Annotated in this window: 13 protein-coding genes and 1 tRNA gene; 9 read left to right on the top strand and 5 right to left on the bottom strand. The window is 40.6% G+C overall.

Annotated elements, in window-relative coordinates:
* Window positions 1-43 precede the first annotated feature (43 nt).
* Genes U0033_RS05515 through U0033_RS05500 form a run of 4 tightly spaced genes read right to left on the bottom strand, consistent with a single transcriptional unit; the run spans window position 44 to window position 5073 of the window.
* Window positions 44-868 (bottom strand): DUF4249 family protein, encoded by an 825-nt coding sequence (locus tag U0033_RS05515; protein ID WP_072366600.1) that lies wholly within the window; start codon window positions 866-868, stop codon window positions 44-46.
* 1 nt (window position 869) lies between these two features.
* Window positions 870-3449: a TonB-dependent receptor gene (locus U0033_RS05510; RefSeq protein ID WP_072366602.1), complete on the bottom strand. Its 2580-nt coding sequence runs from the start codon at window positions 3447-3449 to the stop codon at window positions 870-872.
* A gap of 34 nt (window positions 3450-3483) precedes the next feature.
* A complete protein-coding gene (locus tag U0033_RS05505) occupies window positions 3484-4470 on the bottom strand; it encodes a FecR family protein (protein ID WP_072366604.1) in 987 nt (328 codons plus the stop codon).
* Window positions 4471-4491: 21 nt separating this feature from the next.
* Entirely contained in the window at window positions 4492-5073 is a 582-nt protein-coding gene (locus U0033_RS05500; protein ID WP_072366606.1) for an RNA polymerase sigma-70 factor, read from the bottom strand.
* Window positions 5074-5331: 258 nt separating this feature from the next.
* On the opposite strand from U0033_RS05500, the gene U0033_RS05495 reads away from it, so the two are divergent.
* From U0033_RS05495 to U0033_RS05460, 8 genes are all read left to right on the top strand, one after another.
* Window positions 5332-8472 (top strand): efflux RND transporter permease subunit, encoded by a 3141-nt coding sequence (locus tag U0033_RS05495; RefSeq protein WP_072366608.1) that lies wholly within the window; start codon window positions 5332-5334, stop codon window positions 8470-8472.
* Between the two features lie 63 nt (window positions 8473-8535).
* Window positions 8536-10941, top strand: coding sequence for a DUF5686 family protein (locus U0033_RS05490; RefSeq protein WP_177318769.1), 2406 nt, complete (start codon window positions 8536-8538; stop codon window positions 10939-10941).
* A 434-nt stretch (window positions 10942-11375) separates the two neighbouring features.
* Window positions 11376-11966, top strand: a complete 591-nt coding sequence (locus U0033_RS05485) for a hypothetical protein (RefSeq protein WP_072366612.1) — start codon at window positions 11376-11378, stop codon at window positions 11964-11966.
* Window positions 11967-12564: 598 nt separating this feature from the next.
* Window positions 12565-12831, top strand: a complete 267-nt coding sequence (locus U0033_RS05480; protein ID WP_072366615.1) for a hypothetical protein — start codon at window positions 12565-12567, stop codon at window positions 12829-12831.
* A 37-nt stretch (window positions 12832-12868) separates the two neighbouring features.
* Window positions 12869-13180: a hypothetical protein gene (locus U0033_RS05475; RefSeq protein ID WP_072366617.1), complete on the top strand. Its 312-nt coding sequence runs from the start codon at window positions 12869-12871 to the stop codon at window positions 13178-13180.
* A complete protein-coding gene (locus U0033_RS05470) occupies window positions 13158-13571 on the top strand; it encodes a DUF3592 domain-containing protein (protein WP_072366619.1) in 414 nt (137 codons plus the stop codon). Before U0033_RS05475 ends, U0033_RS05470 begins: the two co-directional genes overlap by 23 nt.
* Window positions 13572-13777: 206 nt before the next feature.
* Window positions 13778-14143, top strand: a complete 366-nt coding sequence (locus U0033_RS05465) for an ISAon1 family transposase N-terminal region protein (protein ID WP_322518512.1) — start codon at window positions 13778-13780, stop codon at window positions 14141-14143.
* A complete protein-coding gene (locus U0033_RS05460; RefSeq protein WP_407654238.1) occupies window positions 14124-15107 on the top strand; it encodes an ISAon1 family transposase in 984 nt (327 codons plus the stop codon). Before U0033_RS05465 ends, U0033_RS05460 begins: the two co-directional genes overlap by 20 nt.
* A gap of 98 nt (window positions 15108-15205) precedes the next feature.
* Here U0033_RS05460 and U0033_RS05455 read toward each other — a convergent pair.
* Window positions 15206-15276: transfer RNA gene (locus U0033_RS05455), tRNA-Cys, on the bottom strand.
* A gap of 93 nt (window positions 15277-15369) precedes the next feature.
* On the opposite strand from U0033_RS05455, the gene U0033_RS05450 reads away from it, so the two are divergent.
* Complete coding sequence (locus tag U0033_RS05450; RefSeq protein ID WP_072365960.1) at window positions 15370-16251, top strand: nucleoside phosphorylase; 882 nt, start codon at window positions 15370-15372, stop codon at window positions 16249-16251.
* Window positions 16252-16364 lie beyond the last annotated feature (113 nt).

Below are 16364 nucleotides of genomic sequence, written 5' to 3'. Positions count from 1 at the left end.
TTGTATTCGGATTAAAGACACCTATACCGGAAATAAGTCCTAATTAATTATTTAAATCTTTTACTGCTCTAATGATGGTATCTACATCGATCGCGTAAAAAAAACCATTGGCATTTCCTGAAATGTTCCCCTTTACATTGGCAGGAGTTGAGGACAATACTCCTCTCCAGTCAGTTTCCTGGAAGATGTTGTATAAATAGGTACTGTATGTGTAGGAGAGGGAGAATTTATAGATTTTAAGGCTGTCGTCGGGTCTTGTATTTATTATGTATTGTTGCTGTTTTAATGGATTTAATGCATTGGGAGCCCCGAATGTATGTGAATAGTTGTATTTGTTTTTTCCATCGAATTGAGAAGGCCTCCAGCGTTGGTTCGTTGAAATAATCAACCAGCGTTGGGCCACCGATACTCCAAAAATATGTTTAGGTATTGTAACCTGGTATCCGTTGTCTTTTGATTTTACTGATAGGGGAATGTAAGAAGAGTCAACCGGAAGGACGGCTGGCATCAAATCGGTAGCCGTATAGTATTTCCCCTCATATGCTACTGTTAATTTATAAGGGTCGTTATAATTTTTATTGTTTATTATGGAGGCGGTATATACCCCTTTTCCGGGTATTTCAGTAAATACAACATCTTTACTTCCGTCATTTACAACTACTTTTGCACCGCTAACCGGTTGCGAAGGTTTACTATATAGGTCAGCAGGTTTACTAATTCTGATAAATTGATAATGTGTCAGTGAATTAATTCCCCCTTCAATGATCAGGTCATAGGTGGGTGTGCTATCATTTGCATCGTGCTTCTGACAAGATGAAAATGGTGCTATAAAAAAGATCAGTACTAATATTTGTGGTAGCTTTTTCATGCTAGAAACTGAAATTGTAGATAAATACCGGGGTTATCCCGGAAAGGTTCTGTTCATCAAAAAGGGTTGCTCCATTGAGCTGTGGATTTATCTTGTATAATAATACATTATTCCGGTTATACAGGTTATACAGGCCTATTGAGATGGTATTATTCCATACGTGCCCATTCAATTGCTTTACTGGAATATTCCATGAAATATTGATATCAAGATGGTGATATGCTGGCATCCGCTCCAGGTTACGTCCTGCATAAATTGGCACCCTGATGCCATCTTGCACGAAGTAACCGGTGGGTATTGTGGCCGGTCTGCCTGATGAATAAATAAAGTAAGAATTTAGCTGAAGCGATTTTGTTATGGGGTAACTGCCTGATAATTTAACACTATGTGGAACATCGTAGTTTGCGGCATAGGTTTTCCCGTTATTGATCTCATCAAACATTCTAAGGGTTCGTGACCATGCGTATAACGCGGTTATGCGTGCTTTGCCTATATTTTGTAAAAGCGAGAACTCTGCACCATAGGATTTGGCCCGACCTGTTTTAAGGAGATCTTCAATGAAGGGGTTGGAGATTAGTTGGGCATGGTCTACAAGTTCTAGTTGATTACCCATTTCTTTGAGGTAAATGCTTGCTGTTATGGAACCATTTTTATGGTTCCTTCTATAAAGGATAGAATACTGATCTGAAAATTGCGGCTTAATGTGTGAACTGGATGGGATCCACGTTTCCAGGGATGAAAAAGCCAGTTCATCATTCTGCAGCAATTGCAGGTACTGGTAATTCCGGTTATAGCTAAATTGCAACATGGATCGGGGGGAGATGTGGTATTGCAGTTTTAGTCGGGGCTCCAGTCTCAGGTAGGTAACATTTGCGCCATTACTGGAATCATTATCATAGTCATCATAAAGTTTATCTGCAGAGAAATTGTCGAACAAGCCTGCGCGAAGACCATAATATATATTAACCTTTGAGCATAATGGCATTTTTTGTGAGAAATAAACTGCGAATTCAGCCGCCCTTGCACGTGGTAGATTGTTGTAGGACACGTTGCTTGCTTCACCGGGGTTGAAAAGGTGAATAATTTCACTGAAGCCGAATTGAATCTGATTGCCGGGCTTCCTGTAGTAAGTGAAATCGCCTTTGAGCGAAAAATCACGGATGCCAGTTACCCAACTAGCTATACCTGCTGAGGAGTCGGGGTTTATATTCAGCATGTTTTTATAATTGCTGTAAATAGCAGAAACATTAAGAAAAAGTTTTGGGTTAAAGATATGGTTCCATCTCAATGTGCCTGTTGTGTTCCCCCATTTATTCAGGTAGTCATCATTATTTTTCACCCGGTCATGTCCAATGTAGGTAGAAAAGAATAACCGGTTATTGTTGTTGAATTTATAATTGGCTTTAAGGTTCCAGTCGTAGTAAGCTGCTCTTACGTCATATAAATCAAAATTGCCATCCAGCAAATTGGAGATGCTCCTTCTCCCTGCAATTAAAAAGGAACTTCTCTCTTTGATGATCGGACCTTCAAGTGATAACCTGGCAGAAAGCAGGCTCATACCACCATTTAACCGCAATTCCTTGTTGTTGCCCTCATCCATGTGGGTATCCAGTACCGAGGACAAACGCCCCCCGAAATTTGCCGGTATATCATCTTTGTATAGCTGGATATCTTTCAGCGCATCTGGATTAAATATAGAGTTTAACCCGAAAAGGTGGCCTGGATTATATACTACTGCCTCATCTAAAAGTAATAAATTCTGGTCTCTGCTACCTCCCCGTATAAACATACTGCTGCTTCCTTCAGTAATGGCGACTACCCCATTTTGCATTTGAATGGATTCAATTACATCTGCTTCCCCTTTAAAAAAGGGGCGTTCCCGGATCACATCCCAATGAAGTTGTAACGGACTTTCTGATTGAAAGGAATCAATACCGTTTTTGCTGGTGACTGTTACTGTTTTTAGTTCACTGATCTTTTTTTCAAGTTTGATGTTTAATACACGGTCAGATTCGTAGAAGTCGAGGGCTACAACCTTATTGGAGTATCCCATGCAACCTACCAACAGTTCATAGTTACCACCCGGCAGCGTAAGAGAATAAAAGCCATAGTTATTACTCGCGGTACCCTGGTTGACTGGTTTTACAATGATGTGTGCCCCAATAAGGTCTTCTCCGCTTTGTTTGTCCTGGATATGGCCACTGATGGTATAAGATTTTATTAGTGGAACTATAATAATTTCATCTGATACGTATTTCCATGTGTACCCGGTTTCCTGCAGGATGTCTTTCAATATTTCAGTTACGGGTGCATTAAAAAAGTTCTTATTAATATTTTTGTCGAAATCAGACCTGGATGATTCAAAGGAAATGGGTATTTCATCTTTTTCGGACAGTTGCGTCAATGCCTCACGAACAGGTATATTGAAAAATGAAATGGTGATCCTTTTATTGAGAGAGCTACGCTGGGCTAGTAGGGAATGCCCTGACAGTAAGGAGCATATAAAAAAAATAACCGCAGTTGCCTGCGGTCTCCAGTATTGCCGGATACCGATAATTTGAATGCCTTTCCGATTGGACATCTTAGTTTCCTTCTAAATATTATCTCAGTTAAGGTTATCGAGATAGTATAAAGATACTGTCTTTTTTTACGACTGCTAATTTAAGTTGAAGTGATGTGGCAACAATTTGCAGGATTTGCTCCTGGGATTTGTTGTTGAGTAAGGCTGTCAAAGTTTTAGTTTTAAATGTGCTGTCAGCAAGTATTACCCTTGTTCCATAAATCCGCCTGAGATCTTCCAGCACTATATAGAGCGGTGTTTCGACATAACGAAGCTTTTTATCCTGCCAGGATTTCAATCCGGCGGGAAGATTGGTGGTGGCTGTTATTCTTTTTGTCTTCCTGTTAAATACGCCCATTTCGTTAGCTGCTAATATCACTTTCGGGGTATTATGTATTTTTAGGATACCTGTAGGATGGTATTCCATAGAAACTGACCCTGTGCTAACTATTGTTTGAATAAACCCAGAGTCCATCTTTATATCGAAGCTGGTACCGATATCCCTGATGATGATATTTCCTGTTTCTACATTGAATTCTTTGGCTTCGTTGTGAACTACAGAAAAGAATGCTTCGCCTTTTAATAGTTTGATATATCTGTTTTTATGGTATTTATTTTTATTGAAGCTAATTGCTGAATTTTGATTTAATTGAATAGTACTGCTATCAGGGAGGATAATTTGTTTGGTTTCATTGTAAGCAGTTTCATAGACGATAACTGTACGCTGGCGAAATATGATAACTGATATCGCCAAAATAACGGCAGCAGCTATTGCTCCTGACCATAGGTACATCTGAGTTTTGGAAACAGGGGCAACCATTTTGGCCCTGGCTTTTTCCCAGGCAGCCAAACTATCTGTTTGCTGGTAAAAACGGAGTAGATCCAGTTGTCCATCTACGGATCGGAGATCGTTGTAGATATTTAGATTTTCGGCTGATGCTTTAATCCACTCTTCGAGTTCTTCGGCCTCCGTGCCTGACAGATTTTGCTCTATTTCCCCCAGAATAAGATGATAGGGTATGTGTGTGTGATAGTTTTCCATTATACTTAAAAGACCGTCAGATTAGAAAATAGTCCTAATAAATGCAAATACATTTACTAAAATAACTGTGATTATCGTTCCATTGCGAATTTTTTCATATGCTATCGTTAGTTGATTTTTAACTGTTTTTATGGAAATGTTCAGTCGATCTGCTATTTCCTGTTGTTTGCATTTCTCGAACTTACTCAGCATTATAATTTTTTTACATTGCGGAGGAAGTGTGTCCAGTATATTCTCCAGTCTTATCAGGCGTTCTTCGAGAATAGCTGCCTCGTCTTCAATTTGCATTGTGTCCTGAACATCTGCCCGATATTTTGCAAACTTACCCATTATGCCTTTTTGCTTTCGTATCGTATTTAGGCAGCGGTTTACGACACTTTTAGACAGGTATTTTCCGAGAGAGTAGGTGATATCCAACCTGGACGCATCTGTCCAGATCTTCATAAGGATATCATTTACTATCTCTTCGGCCAATTCTTCATTTCTTAAATACTGAAATGCAAGAACCAAAAGTCTTCGGTGGTGAGTGAGATATAGCTGTTCAAACGCTGCATGGTCTTTTTCGCAAATCCTGGCAAAAAGTTCATTGTCCTGATCAGACATATATAAATAGACTTTCCTTGATTAAAATAACTAATGAATTCAAAACAAATAGATCACATTAAGGTTGCTTAACAATATATTAACAAATTTTCCATCCCACTCCTTATTGTGTTTGCTCCCCTTGTTACTTATTATAGACACCCTTGTTGTCAAAAGGTCCTAAGCGTAATAAGGAATTTTCTTTGTGTTTCTTTATATAGGACCTTTTTCAAGCTACTGTGTCTTAATGGGCGGAATATACTTAAATCTCTCTATCAGGTGAATAAACTTATTAAAGCTGTATTGGCATTCTCATTAAAGAATAAATTCTTCATTTTCTTTTTGACATTTCTATTAGTATGCGGGGGGTATTATAGTTTCAGAAATACGCCTATTGATGCGTTTCCCGATGTTACCAATACTACAGTAACCATCATTACCCAGTGGCCGGGTAGAAGTGCCGAAGAAGTAGAGAAATTTATTACCAGGCCAATTGAGATGGCCCTGAATCCTGCAGAAAAGAAAATCAGTATCAGGTCATCCTCATTGTTTGGCTTGTCCGTTACAAAAGTGAGTTTTGAGGATGGTGTTGATTTTCCATTCGCCCGCATGCAGGTAGTGAACTTACTGGGAACAGCGACAATTCCGGATGGGGTAAAAGCGGTAGTGCAGCCTCCTTATGGACCAACCGGCGAGATATTTCGTTACACGTTGACAAGTGACAAGAAGTCTATAAGGGAACTCAAAACTATTCAGCAGTGGGTGGTGGAAAAGGAGATCCGTGCTGTTCCGGGGGTTGCAGATGTGAGCACATTCGGCGGACAGACGAAAACCTTTCAGGTCACCGTAGATCCTCAGAAATCTATTGAGTATGGGGTCACGCCTTTGGAGATTTTTAATGCCGTGTCGAAAAGCAATATGAACGTCGGCGGTGATGTGATTGTACAGAATGGGCAATCTTTTGTAGTCAGGGGAATAGGTCAGCTTAATAATATTAATGAGATTAAAAAGGTGATCGTGGCATTTATCGGGGGATCGCCGGTGTATATATGGAATGTAGCTGAGGTTACGGAATCTTCACTTCCGCCGCTGGGTCAGGCGGGTAGAGATTCCGATCCGGATGTTGTAGAGGGAATAGTGCTCATGCGGAAAGGACAGAACCCCAGTGAGGTAATCGCTAACCTGAAAAATACTGTATCCCGGCTGAATAGTGAGGTTTTGCCCGATGATGTGAAAATTAAGCCGTTTTATGACAGGGAAGTACTGATCCATTATGCTACAAATACAGTATTGCATAATATGTTGGAAGGGATCGTGCTGGTAACGTTGATTGTCTTTTTATTTATGGCAGATTGGCGTACAACAGTTATTGTAGCGGTGGTGATTCCTTTGGCGCTGCTATTTGCCTTTGTTTGCTTGCGGTTAAAAGGTATGCCGGCGAACCTGCTTTCAATGGGCGCTATCGATTTTGGAATTATCATTGATGGCGCAGTGGTTATGATGGAAGGGATTTTCGTTTTGCTCGATTATAAAGCAAAAGTATCCGGCATGGATAAGTTTAATAAACTGAGTAAACTCAGTCTTATTAAACGGGCCTGTCTTGTAAATGGAAAGGGTATCTTTTTTTCTAAGATGATCATTGTAGCGGCTTTGCTCCCTATTTTCAGCTTCGAGAAAGTAGAGGGAAAGATGTTCTCCCCATTGGCATGGACATTGGGTTTTGCCTTGCTGGGGGCCTTGATTTTAACCTTCACATTAGTACCCGTCATGGCCGCAGTTTTGTTAAAGAAAGAAGTGCGGGAAAAGCATACATTTTTTCTTAGTTGGATCACAAAAGTCTGCATGGCTGTATTTGATGTTTGTTTTGCCCATCCAAAGACGGCATTCTTTATTTCAATTGCAATGCTTGCAGCGGGTGTCTTTTCCTTCACCTTTGTGGGGAGTGAATTTTTGCCACAGCTGAATGAGGGGTCCATCTACATCCGTGCTACCGGTCCTTTAAGTACTTCCCTGAATGAATCCGTAGAATTATCTAATGATATCAGGAAAATAATTCTTGAATTTCCCCAGGTAAAGCAGGTCATCTCTCAAACAGGCAGACCTGATGGGGGCAGCGATCCCACCGGGTTCTATAACCAGGAATTTTTGGTAGACCTGTATCCCAAAGAAGAATGGAGTGGGGGCCTGAGTAAAGAAGACCTGATTACAAAAATGAACGAACGTTTATCCGTATTTCCAGGTGTCGATCTTAGCTTTTCACAGCCGATTTCAGATAATGTTGCCGAAGAGGTATCAGGGGTAAAGGGATCCATCGTGATCAAAACATTTGGACCTGACCTGGCGGTTATAGAAGAAAAGGAGAAGCAGATGTTAAAAATTATGCAGGGCGTGAAAGGAGTGGCTGACCTGGGTATTTTATATAACCTGGGTCAACCTGAACTGAACATTAAACTGGATCAGCAAAGGATGTCTTTACATGGCGTGTCGACTGCGGATGCTAACATGACGATTCAGCTTGCTATTGGTGGAGATGCAGCTACCCAGATCTTTGAGGGAGAGCGCAGATTTGATCTGAGGGTCCGCTACCCGGAATTGTTCCGGAATAATGTAGAAGCCATTGGAGACTTAAGGATTCCTACGATGTCGGGAAGTAAAATACCCTTGAGAGAAATAGCTGCCATTGAAAAGAATATCGGCCCAAGCATCATATACAGGGATAAAGGAATGAGATATGGGGCTATTAAATTCTCTATTCGTGGCAGGGATATGGGAAGTACGATTGCGGAGGCTCAAAAGAAGGTGAAGTCGAATGTTCAGGTAGAAAAGGGATACTCAATTCAATGGGCTGGCGATTTTGAGAACCAGCAGCGGGCTACGAAGAGGTTGCAACTGGCCGTTCCATTATCCTTGTTACTCATTTTCTTCATTCTTTTCCTCCTTTTTGGAAAAATGGGAGACGCATTGCTGGTTTTGAGTAATGTTCCGTTTGCCATAATAGGGGGTATTCTTGCGCTATTAGTTGCTCATGCAAATTTTAGTATTTCTGCCGGAATAGGATTTATTGCATTGTTTGGTATCTGCATTCAAAATGGGGTAATATTATTAACTAAGTTCAAGCATAATCTCCACGCAATGAAGTATACGGGAGAATTCGAATCATTGGGGTCCGCTTTGCGTAGTGCGGTTAAGGAACGCCTGCGTTCAGTTATTATGACAGCTTTGATGGCGGCGATCGGGTTGTTGCCCGCTGCCCTCTCCTCCGGCATTGGATCAGAAGCATCAAAACCTTTAGCGATTGTAGTGATAGGTGGCCTGATCACCAACTCCATATTCAATTTGTTTGTATTCCCGATTATTTTTTACTGGACACATAAGAGATTTGCCTTAAAGTTTGCTACTGAGATTAGGACTTTTAGTTAGAACAGTTGTCATAATATCATGAAGCCGGTAAAATGTTTGTTTTTTTTATTGATGTCCTCTTTCGTGGTTAACGGTCAAGCTAAAAAGATTAGTGGATTAATTGTCGATGCGGTTGGCGGCGAACCTATTCCGATGGTGAGTATCAGTATTTTAGGTGCTCAGCCACGGGGAGTAGGCGGTGGCCCGGATGGAACGTTTACAATCCGGTTTGATTCTCTTTCGCAAAAACTGCGGTTTTCCGCAATGGGATATAGGACCTACACTGTTTCAATCGATAGTCTGTCGGTGCTCAGGGGGCGGGTGTTCATGCAGCCGGTAACCAGTGGGCTAAGTGAAGTAACCATCACAGCCAAAAGAAGGAGTGCCAGGTACAGGAATAAAAATAACCCGGCCGTTGAGTTTATCCGGCAGGCTATCTCTCATCTTGATAGTAATAATGCCAGGAACACAGCTGGCTATAGTTTTAATGAGTATGAGAAATTGTGTATGTCATTGAGTATTGACGACGGAAAGGTAGGTTCCTCACGACTGTTGAAAAAATTCCCGTATTTAAAGACGAACATTGACTCAATATCTTATCCCGGCCGGTCACTGGTTCCTGTTTTCATAAGGGAAAAGGCCACCAGGTACAATTATAAGGAGCAGGAACTAAAAGATTCGGTGCTCCTGGGCGTGAATGAAGCACGTATTGACCTTTATCTTGATGAAGATGGCTTTGACGCTTTTATGGACAAATTATATGGGCATCCCGACCTTTATTCCCATGATATAGCGCTGGGGAACCGTCGTTTTTTGAGTCCGCTGTCACCTATGGCACCGACCTTCTACAGGTATTATATAACAGACACAATCAAAACTACCCATCCCTGGCAGTTGAAAATGAGTGTATTCCCAAGAAACAGGGAGGAGACCCTATTTAGTGGTTTTTTGTATTTCACACTGGATGGAACATATGCAATACAACATGCGGAACTCTATGTAAATGATCATGCTAATATTAACTGGGTAGAGGCTTTAAATTTAGAGCTCAGTTACAGGAAAGATAGTGCTGGTAAATATTTTTTAGCTAAAAGCAAAATGGCAGTTGGTTTGGGAATATTTGAGCAGGGGATGGGTGTATTCGGAGAAAAAACTTTTATTATTCCATCTTTGTCGGCAGGCCCGGATACGCTGGAAAGGCCGGAGCCCCTGGGGAAGAATGAACTGGCAGCATTTGCTAATGTAGATAGCCTTAAAAGATCGAGGTCTTTTCGTCGTACCATGGCATTTGGTGCTTCCCTGCTATCAGGTTATGTGGATGGCGGCTTATTTGAACTGGGCCCATTTTTTACATTTTACAGTTTCAACCCGGTTGAAGGTTCAAGAATACGTCTTGGTGGCCGTACGACAAACAGTTTCAGTAAGCGTATTTTTTTTGATGCTTATGGCGCATACGGAACAAAGGATAAGGTATTTAAATACGCCTTAACTTCCACGGTTTCACTTACCCCCAGATCCATATACGAGTTTCCGGTTCGATCCCTGTCGGTATCCAATAGTTATGACATTCAGGTGCCGGGGCAGGAATTCAGATATGTGAGTGATGACAATATTCTATTATCATTCAGACGGGGCCTTAATGATAGGATGTGGTATAACAGGAAATGGCAGATGGAATATTTTCATGAAACACGTACACACTTTTCATTTAAAGTAGGATTAAATTATCAACAGCTAACACCTACCGGGGTTTTGACCTTTAAGAATAATCAGGGAAGAGACAGGCACCTGAATACGACGGAATTGTTTACTGAACTGAGATGGGCTCCTCATGAGAATTTTTTCCAGGGTAAGCGTTATAGAAAGCCAATTAACAATGGTCATCCCATTTATACCTTACGGTTTGCTCAGGGTATAAGGACAGGGAAAGGCAGGGGATATAACTACCAGCGTTTAGTATCCTCGGTGAGTAAGCGGTTTTTCCTGTCGCAGTTTGGAAATACAGATGTTATGGTGGAGGGCGGGATAATCTTTGGAAAGGTGCCTTACCCATTACTGTTAATCCCCAGGGCTAATCAAACTTACAGTTATGAGCTTTTTTCCTATAATCTGATGTCTTATATGGAATTTGGAAGCGATCGGTACGCGGCACTTCATGTGCAACATTCCTTTAACGGCTTTTTCCTGAATAAGATTCCTTTATTTAAAAAATTGGAACTAAGAGAGATCTTTTCAATGAAAATACTTGAAGGAAATCTGAGAAGAGGTATTAAATCGTATACCGGGAAAGGGTTTTATGATTTTCCTGTGGATGAAAAAGGAAACCTGTTGATAAATGCATTGGGGAAAAAACCATATATAGAAGCCAGCGTGGGGGTATCTAACATTTTTAAAGTCCTTAGAGTGGAATGGGTGCACCGATTGACACATTTGGAACGTAAAGGAATTGACAATAATGGGATCAGGGCGAGATTACAGGTTGATTTTTAAAATAGGGGGATGTAAGGTTGAGGCAATGCTGACGCCTTAAAAGTTGATGCTGACAATAAAATAGCTCCTCCTTTTGTTATAATCCATCCACGAAACCCTAGATTGTCACAAACCAAAAGGGATCACATACATGTGATCCCTTTCTTTTGAGGTATCGAGCGGATTCGGGAGAACCTCATATGTAGTTCATTTTCAGCAACTTTAAATTAGGTCGATTTTTGGGGCGTTCTGACAAAGGATATTAAATAAAAGTGTATAGATATCCCCGGATCCTTTAATGTGTCAGCGCCATTTTTTATCCTCATTGGAGAGATCTTCAAAATTTAAATTTTGTCCGTAAAGTAACCAGGGTCTGATTGACTTATGATTCTTTATTTGTTACAAATATTTGAGTCTACTTTAATATTTATTAATAAATTACCCTGGAAAAAATCATGAAAGTATCAAAAATAAATTCGGAATTGTCTCCCGATCAGTACCATTCTTTAATAAACGAAAAAAGTGACTGTATCATATTATGCAATGATATGGATAAGTTGACCTGGTTTATTACCCGTTATACCCAGTTTTTATGTCGGAAAGGTGGGTATGAAGTTATTCCCATTTATGGCGAAACAGTTACAAATCTTAAAGACTTTTGTTATCAGGTTAATTGCAGTTTACCCTTTGGCTTCCGGGTTCGGCCAGATTTGGGAGCACTGTATGATTTGATTTTAAATTTTGAGACCGAACCTGATAATAGAGTTTTTATTTGGCATGATGCGCAGCATCAACTTAAAACAACTCCTGAATTATTTAATGATGTAACTGAGTCTCTTGTAGTCGCCGGTTTTTTAAATCGAAATGCTATGTCTACCATAAAATCAGATAATACGAGGTATAAGGTGAATCAGCGAAATATGATTGTCTTTTTCGATACAGCAGTGGAAGAACTGCTGTTTTTTTTAAATAGGGAGTATTACATCCCATCTATTGATGGTGTTTATGACAGTAAATTTGAATTCCAGATTTGTGAGATAATTTAAAATGCACCTGCCAGATTATAAGATACACCTATTTCAAGAGAAGCCTGGGGCAACCAGGTTATCTACGATTGGAGTTTATCTTAGGGCAGTTAAAAAAGAAGTGGTATCAAATGCGCAGGATTATTATTTTTTGGGGATGATGCAGCCGGATGGGGCTTTTTGATGGGTATAGGTATGGGTTTAATGGAAAGGGTCCTGATCAAAAAAATAGTACAATTCCATCAGGTTTACATCTTTCAGTGCCTGATAAATATCCTAATTTATGAAAGTAATTATAAAAGCAAACCTTATACTTATTGCGTTATGTATGTTGGTCGGCACTATAATGATATTTTTAGGTGATATAAGAATATTATTTACAGGAGAAAGTGCCATTTACTTATCTGATATATCAGACGTAAGTCGTTCATTTACCGTAATTTTTTCTTGGATATTTATGTCTGTTAGTATTAGTTATTCGGAAATTTAGTTTACGAATGGTATTAGCCATGTCGCTTTTATTGGTTTTATGGTTACTTTCCCGCATCCGTGCGCGTTTATTTTTTTCTTTCAATTGAAGAACTGGGGCAGGAACAAAAATTGTAAATCATAAATAATTATGCATAAGCCAGATTTAAAGAACACAGATTTTGCGCTAATGATTGCAGACGGTTTAACTGGATGTGTTCTCAATACTGATTTTGAGTTTTATACGGAAGAATGTAAAAAGCCAGTTTATTTTATATTCCAAGATTTATCATCACTTCGTCTTTTTATCGAGCAATTAAACGGCGTTAATGAGACTACAGTATTGTTACCGATTTTGCTGCATTATTATTTACTATTTACATTCGGCTGTTCTAACCTATTTTTAGGCTGTTATTAACCATGAAGTACGAATTGAAAGATACAACTATTCAAATATGGGAGCAAACTTTTTATTTTTAAATCCATTTTTGACTGCAGCAATTGGTTCAGGGTTGGAGTATACATCAGAAACAGGATTTAAAAATTCATTATTTGGGAAAAAGACCACTGTTCGTTGGGGCCTGGAGACTTTTGTGGGTGGGAGTTTGAATGTCGCAGCGGGAAAAGGTGCAAATGCGATGACTCCTCATCTGGGCGAGGCAACAGCAAATGCAGCCTCGTTCTTTTTGGGTAATTCCTATGGAAATATATTAATTGGTATTAATGATGAAAAAAAGACTAAAGATGATGCTAAAGAAACTCATTGAGCAGAACAATAATGAGAAAATCGTAATGGCGGTTTTTACGATGCTCTTTCTTGCTTTTGGACTCTGGATGGGAAACCAGCGAGCCAATAGGCTCTATGAAGATGGCTATTGGACAAACGGTGTCATTGTTGAACGAAGTACCGATTATAAAGGAAGATTAGCGTTTAATTATGAATTCTATGTTAATGGGAAAAAGTACGATAATCAAGCTTCAGGAATGGGAATACGCCCTGAAATGTATCGGGAGTTTATTGGTAAATCGTTGCCAGTAGTTTACAATTCAAAAGATCCATCTGAAAGTGACATGTTGTTACGTCCAATTGATTTTTCATCTCATGGAAGAGAATTGCCTGATAGTTTATTTTGGATTTTAAGTTGTGTAGAAGAATAATTGAAGGTTCTATGTGATGATTTAAAATGGGATTATTAATAATTTAAAGGTATGTCAGAGCAGCTCTGTTGTTGCAAAATTATGAAAGTCAGGTACTTTATAATTTTAGGGAACTTTTGGTATTGATCCATACTTTGGATCAAGTTGAATTCTTGGGGGGAAGAGTAAAAATTTGTTGTTTTGCAGCTCATTAAGAATTAACGGACTTGGATCAGAACTACAGACAGTTGATGGAATTTCTCCTCCCACAAGGAATTTTGGAGTATTTTGACCTGATTAAAACTACTCAATCGCCTAACGGCCTTCATATTTACCTGGAAGAAAAGATTGAACCACCTACAGCGTATAGCGATCGAAAACTCCATTCCAAGGGCTTTTTACCCGAAGTCCGGGTGCAGGATTTCCCAATCAGAGAAAACAAAGTAACGCTGGTTATCAAGCGAAGGCGCTGGGAAGATGTACAGACTAATGAGATCATCACCAGAGACTGGGATGTAGTTAGTGACGGAGCTCGTATTACCAAAGAGTTCGGTCTTTTTTTAAAAGAAACACTTGGACGAAAGCCCCGTTAGTCCAACAGTCTTAGGCCATTTCTTCCAGATTGATGGCAAGCAGTTACAGCAACAATACAAACATCATCTTAGCGATTATTCCACATGGGAGCAGCAAGAACACGCTGCTGAATGGATGCTCTTTGAGCAAAATATGGGTCGTTCTTTAAGTATTGACGAGACGGCGTTTGCGAATGGGGAACTTTATACGATCGTTACTAATAAAGAGGCTAAAGGCCGAAAGGGCTCAATCGTAGCGATGATCAAAGGAACGCAGGCAGATCAGTTGACAGAGGTGTTAAAAAGAATCCCAAAGCGATTACGCAGGATGGTTGAGGAAGTGACATTAGATATGGCAGCGAGTATGAACTCGACAGTTCAAAGATGCTTCCCTAATGCTCATCGCGTCATAGACAGATTCCATGTACAGAAGCTGGCCTTTGAAGCTGTGCAGGAGATACGTATTCATCATCGCTGGCAGGCATTAGAAGAAGAGAATGTTGCTATGGACCAGGCTAAAAGGACAGGTCATGCTTATCAACCGGAGATTTTACCTAACGGAGATAGCGTTAAACAATTACTGGCACGAAGCCGTTACCTGTTATTTAAGCACCCGGGAGCCTGGACCCGTGAACAAAGACAAAGAGCTGAATTGTTGTTCACCAGATATCCTGTGATCCATAAAGGGTATCAATTATCATTACGTTTAGGCGAAGTTTTTCGGCATTGTACGAGTAAAGAACAGGCGTTTAAAAAGCTGGCATTATGGTACAATGACGTTGAAGATGCCGGTCTACCGTCCTTTAAAACTCTTGCCAGGACTATCCAGCACCATTATCTGGGCATCCTCAATTTTTTCAACAACCGGGCCACCAATGCGTCGGCAGAATCATTTAATGCGAAGATCAAAGCGTTTAGGAATGCGATGAGAGGAGTAAGAGATGTTGAATTCTTCTTGTTTAGACTATCTAAAATTTATGCTTGACCACACAAATCCCCCAAGTTTTCAACTTGATCCCATACTTTACTCCCAAATTACCCGCAAATAAAAAAGGACCACATTACTGTGATCCCTTTTTCCAGAGGTATCGAGCGGATTCGAACCGCTGTAGGAGCTTTTGCAGAGCTCAGCCTAGCCGCTCGGCCACGATACCATTTTTTTTGTTTGCCCATCAATTATTGGGATTGCAAAAGTAGTAAATTTCTGATATTTGCCAAATATTTTTCAAACTAAATATATTTTTTTCATGGAAAATAATCGAATTGCCGAATCAGAACTGATCCTTAATAACCGCGGAGCCGTATATCATCTTGATGTAAGACCAGAGGAATTAGCCGACACTATCATTACCGTTGGCGACCCGGATAGGGTAGAGGTTGTCAGCAAACACTTTGATAAAGTAGAAGTAAGCCGCCAACACCGCGAGTTCGTAACGCATACCGGCTACATCGGAAAAAAAAGAATTACCGTCGTTTCCACCGGTATCGGTACCGATAACATCGATATCGTACTCAATGAACTGGATGCCCTGGCCAATATTGACTTCGCCTCCAGAACAATAAAAAGTCAGCTCACTGCCCTCAAAGTAATCCGCCTCGGTACCTCCGGCTCCCTCCAGGGAAGTGTGCCCGTCGATAGCTTCGTCGTTTCCTCCCACGGCCTGGGCCTGGATAACCTGCTGCCCTGGTACCAGTTTGAAAATACTGCGGCAGAAAAGGACCTTTTAGCGGCTTTTGGCAAACAAGTGGTTATTCAGCCAGGAAGTGCCAAACCAACTCTTTTTAGCGCCTCTGAGGCCCTTGCAAATCAATTTAAGGATGGATATCATACCGGTATCACCATCACCTGCCCGGGATTTTATGCACCACAAGGTCGCGCACTCAGGGGAAAGCTGTCTCATCCCGATCTTTTGGATCAACTGACCGCCTTTACAGACGGCGCACATTTCATTTCAAATTTTGAAATGGAAACTTCCGCTATTTATGGGTTGGGCAGGATCCTGGGCCACGACTGCCTCTCCATCAGCGTTATCGTTGCCAACAGGGTGAAGAAAGAATTCTCCAAAGATGGCGGCGCCGCCGTGGAAGCCCTGATTCAAAAATCACTGGGGATCATTGAGAAATTGTAACTTTTGTCAGGCCGGGGGCATGCCAGGCCCCCGGTTTCCCTATCATAGGCGCGGCCGAAGAAAAAATCGCCGCACCGTCATTCCTGCCCGGAGCCATACAATTGAAAGATACA

This window comes from Chitinophaga sancti, from assembly GCF_034424315.1.
In the GTDB taxonomy this organism is placed as follows: domain Bacteria; phylum Bacteroidota; class Bacteroidia; order Chitinophagales; family Chitinophagaceae; genus Chitinophaga; species Chitinophaga sancti.
This window is presented reverse-complemented; position numbering and strand designations above follow the sequence as displayed.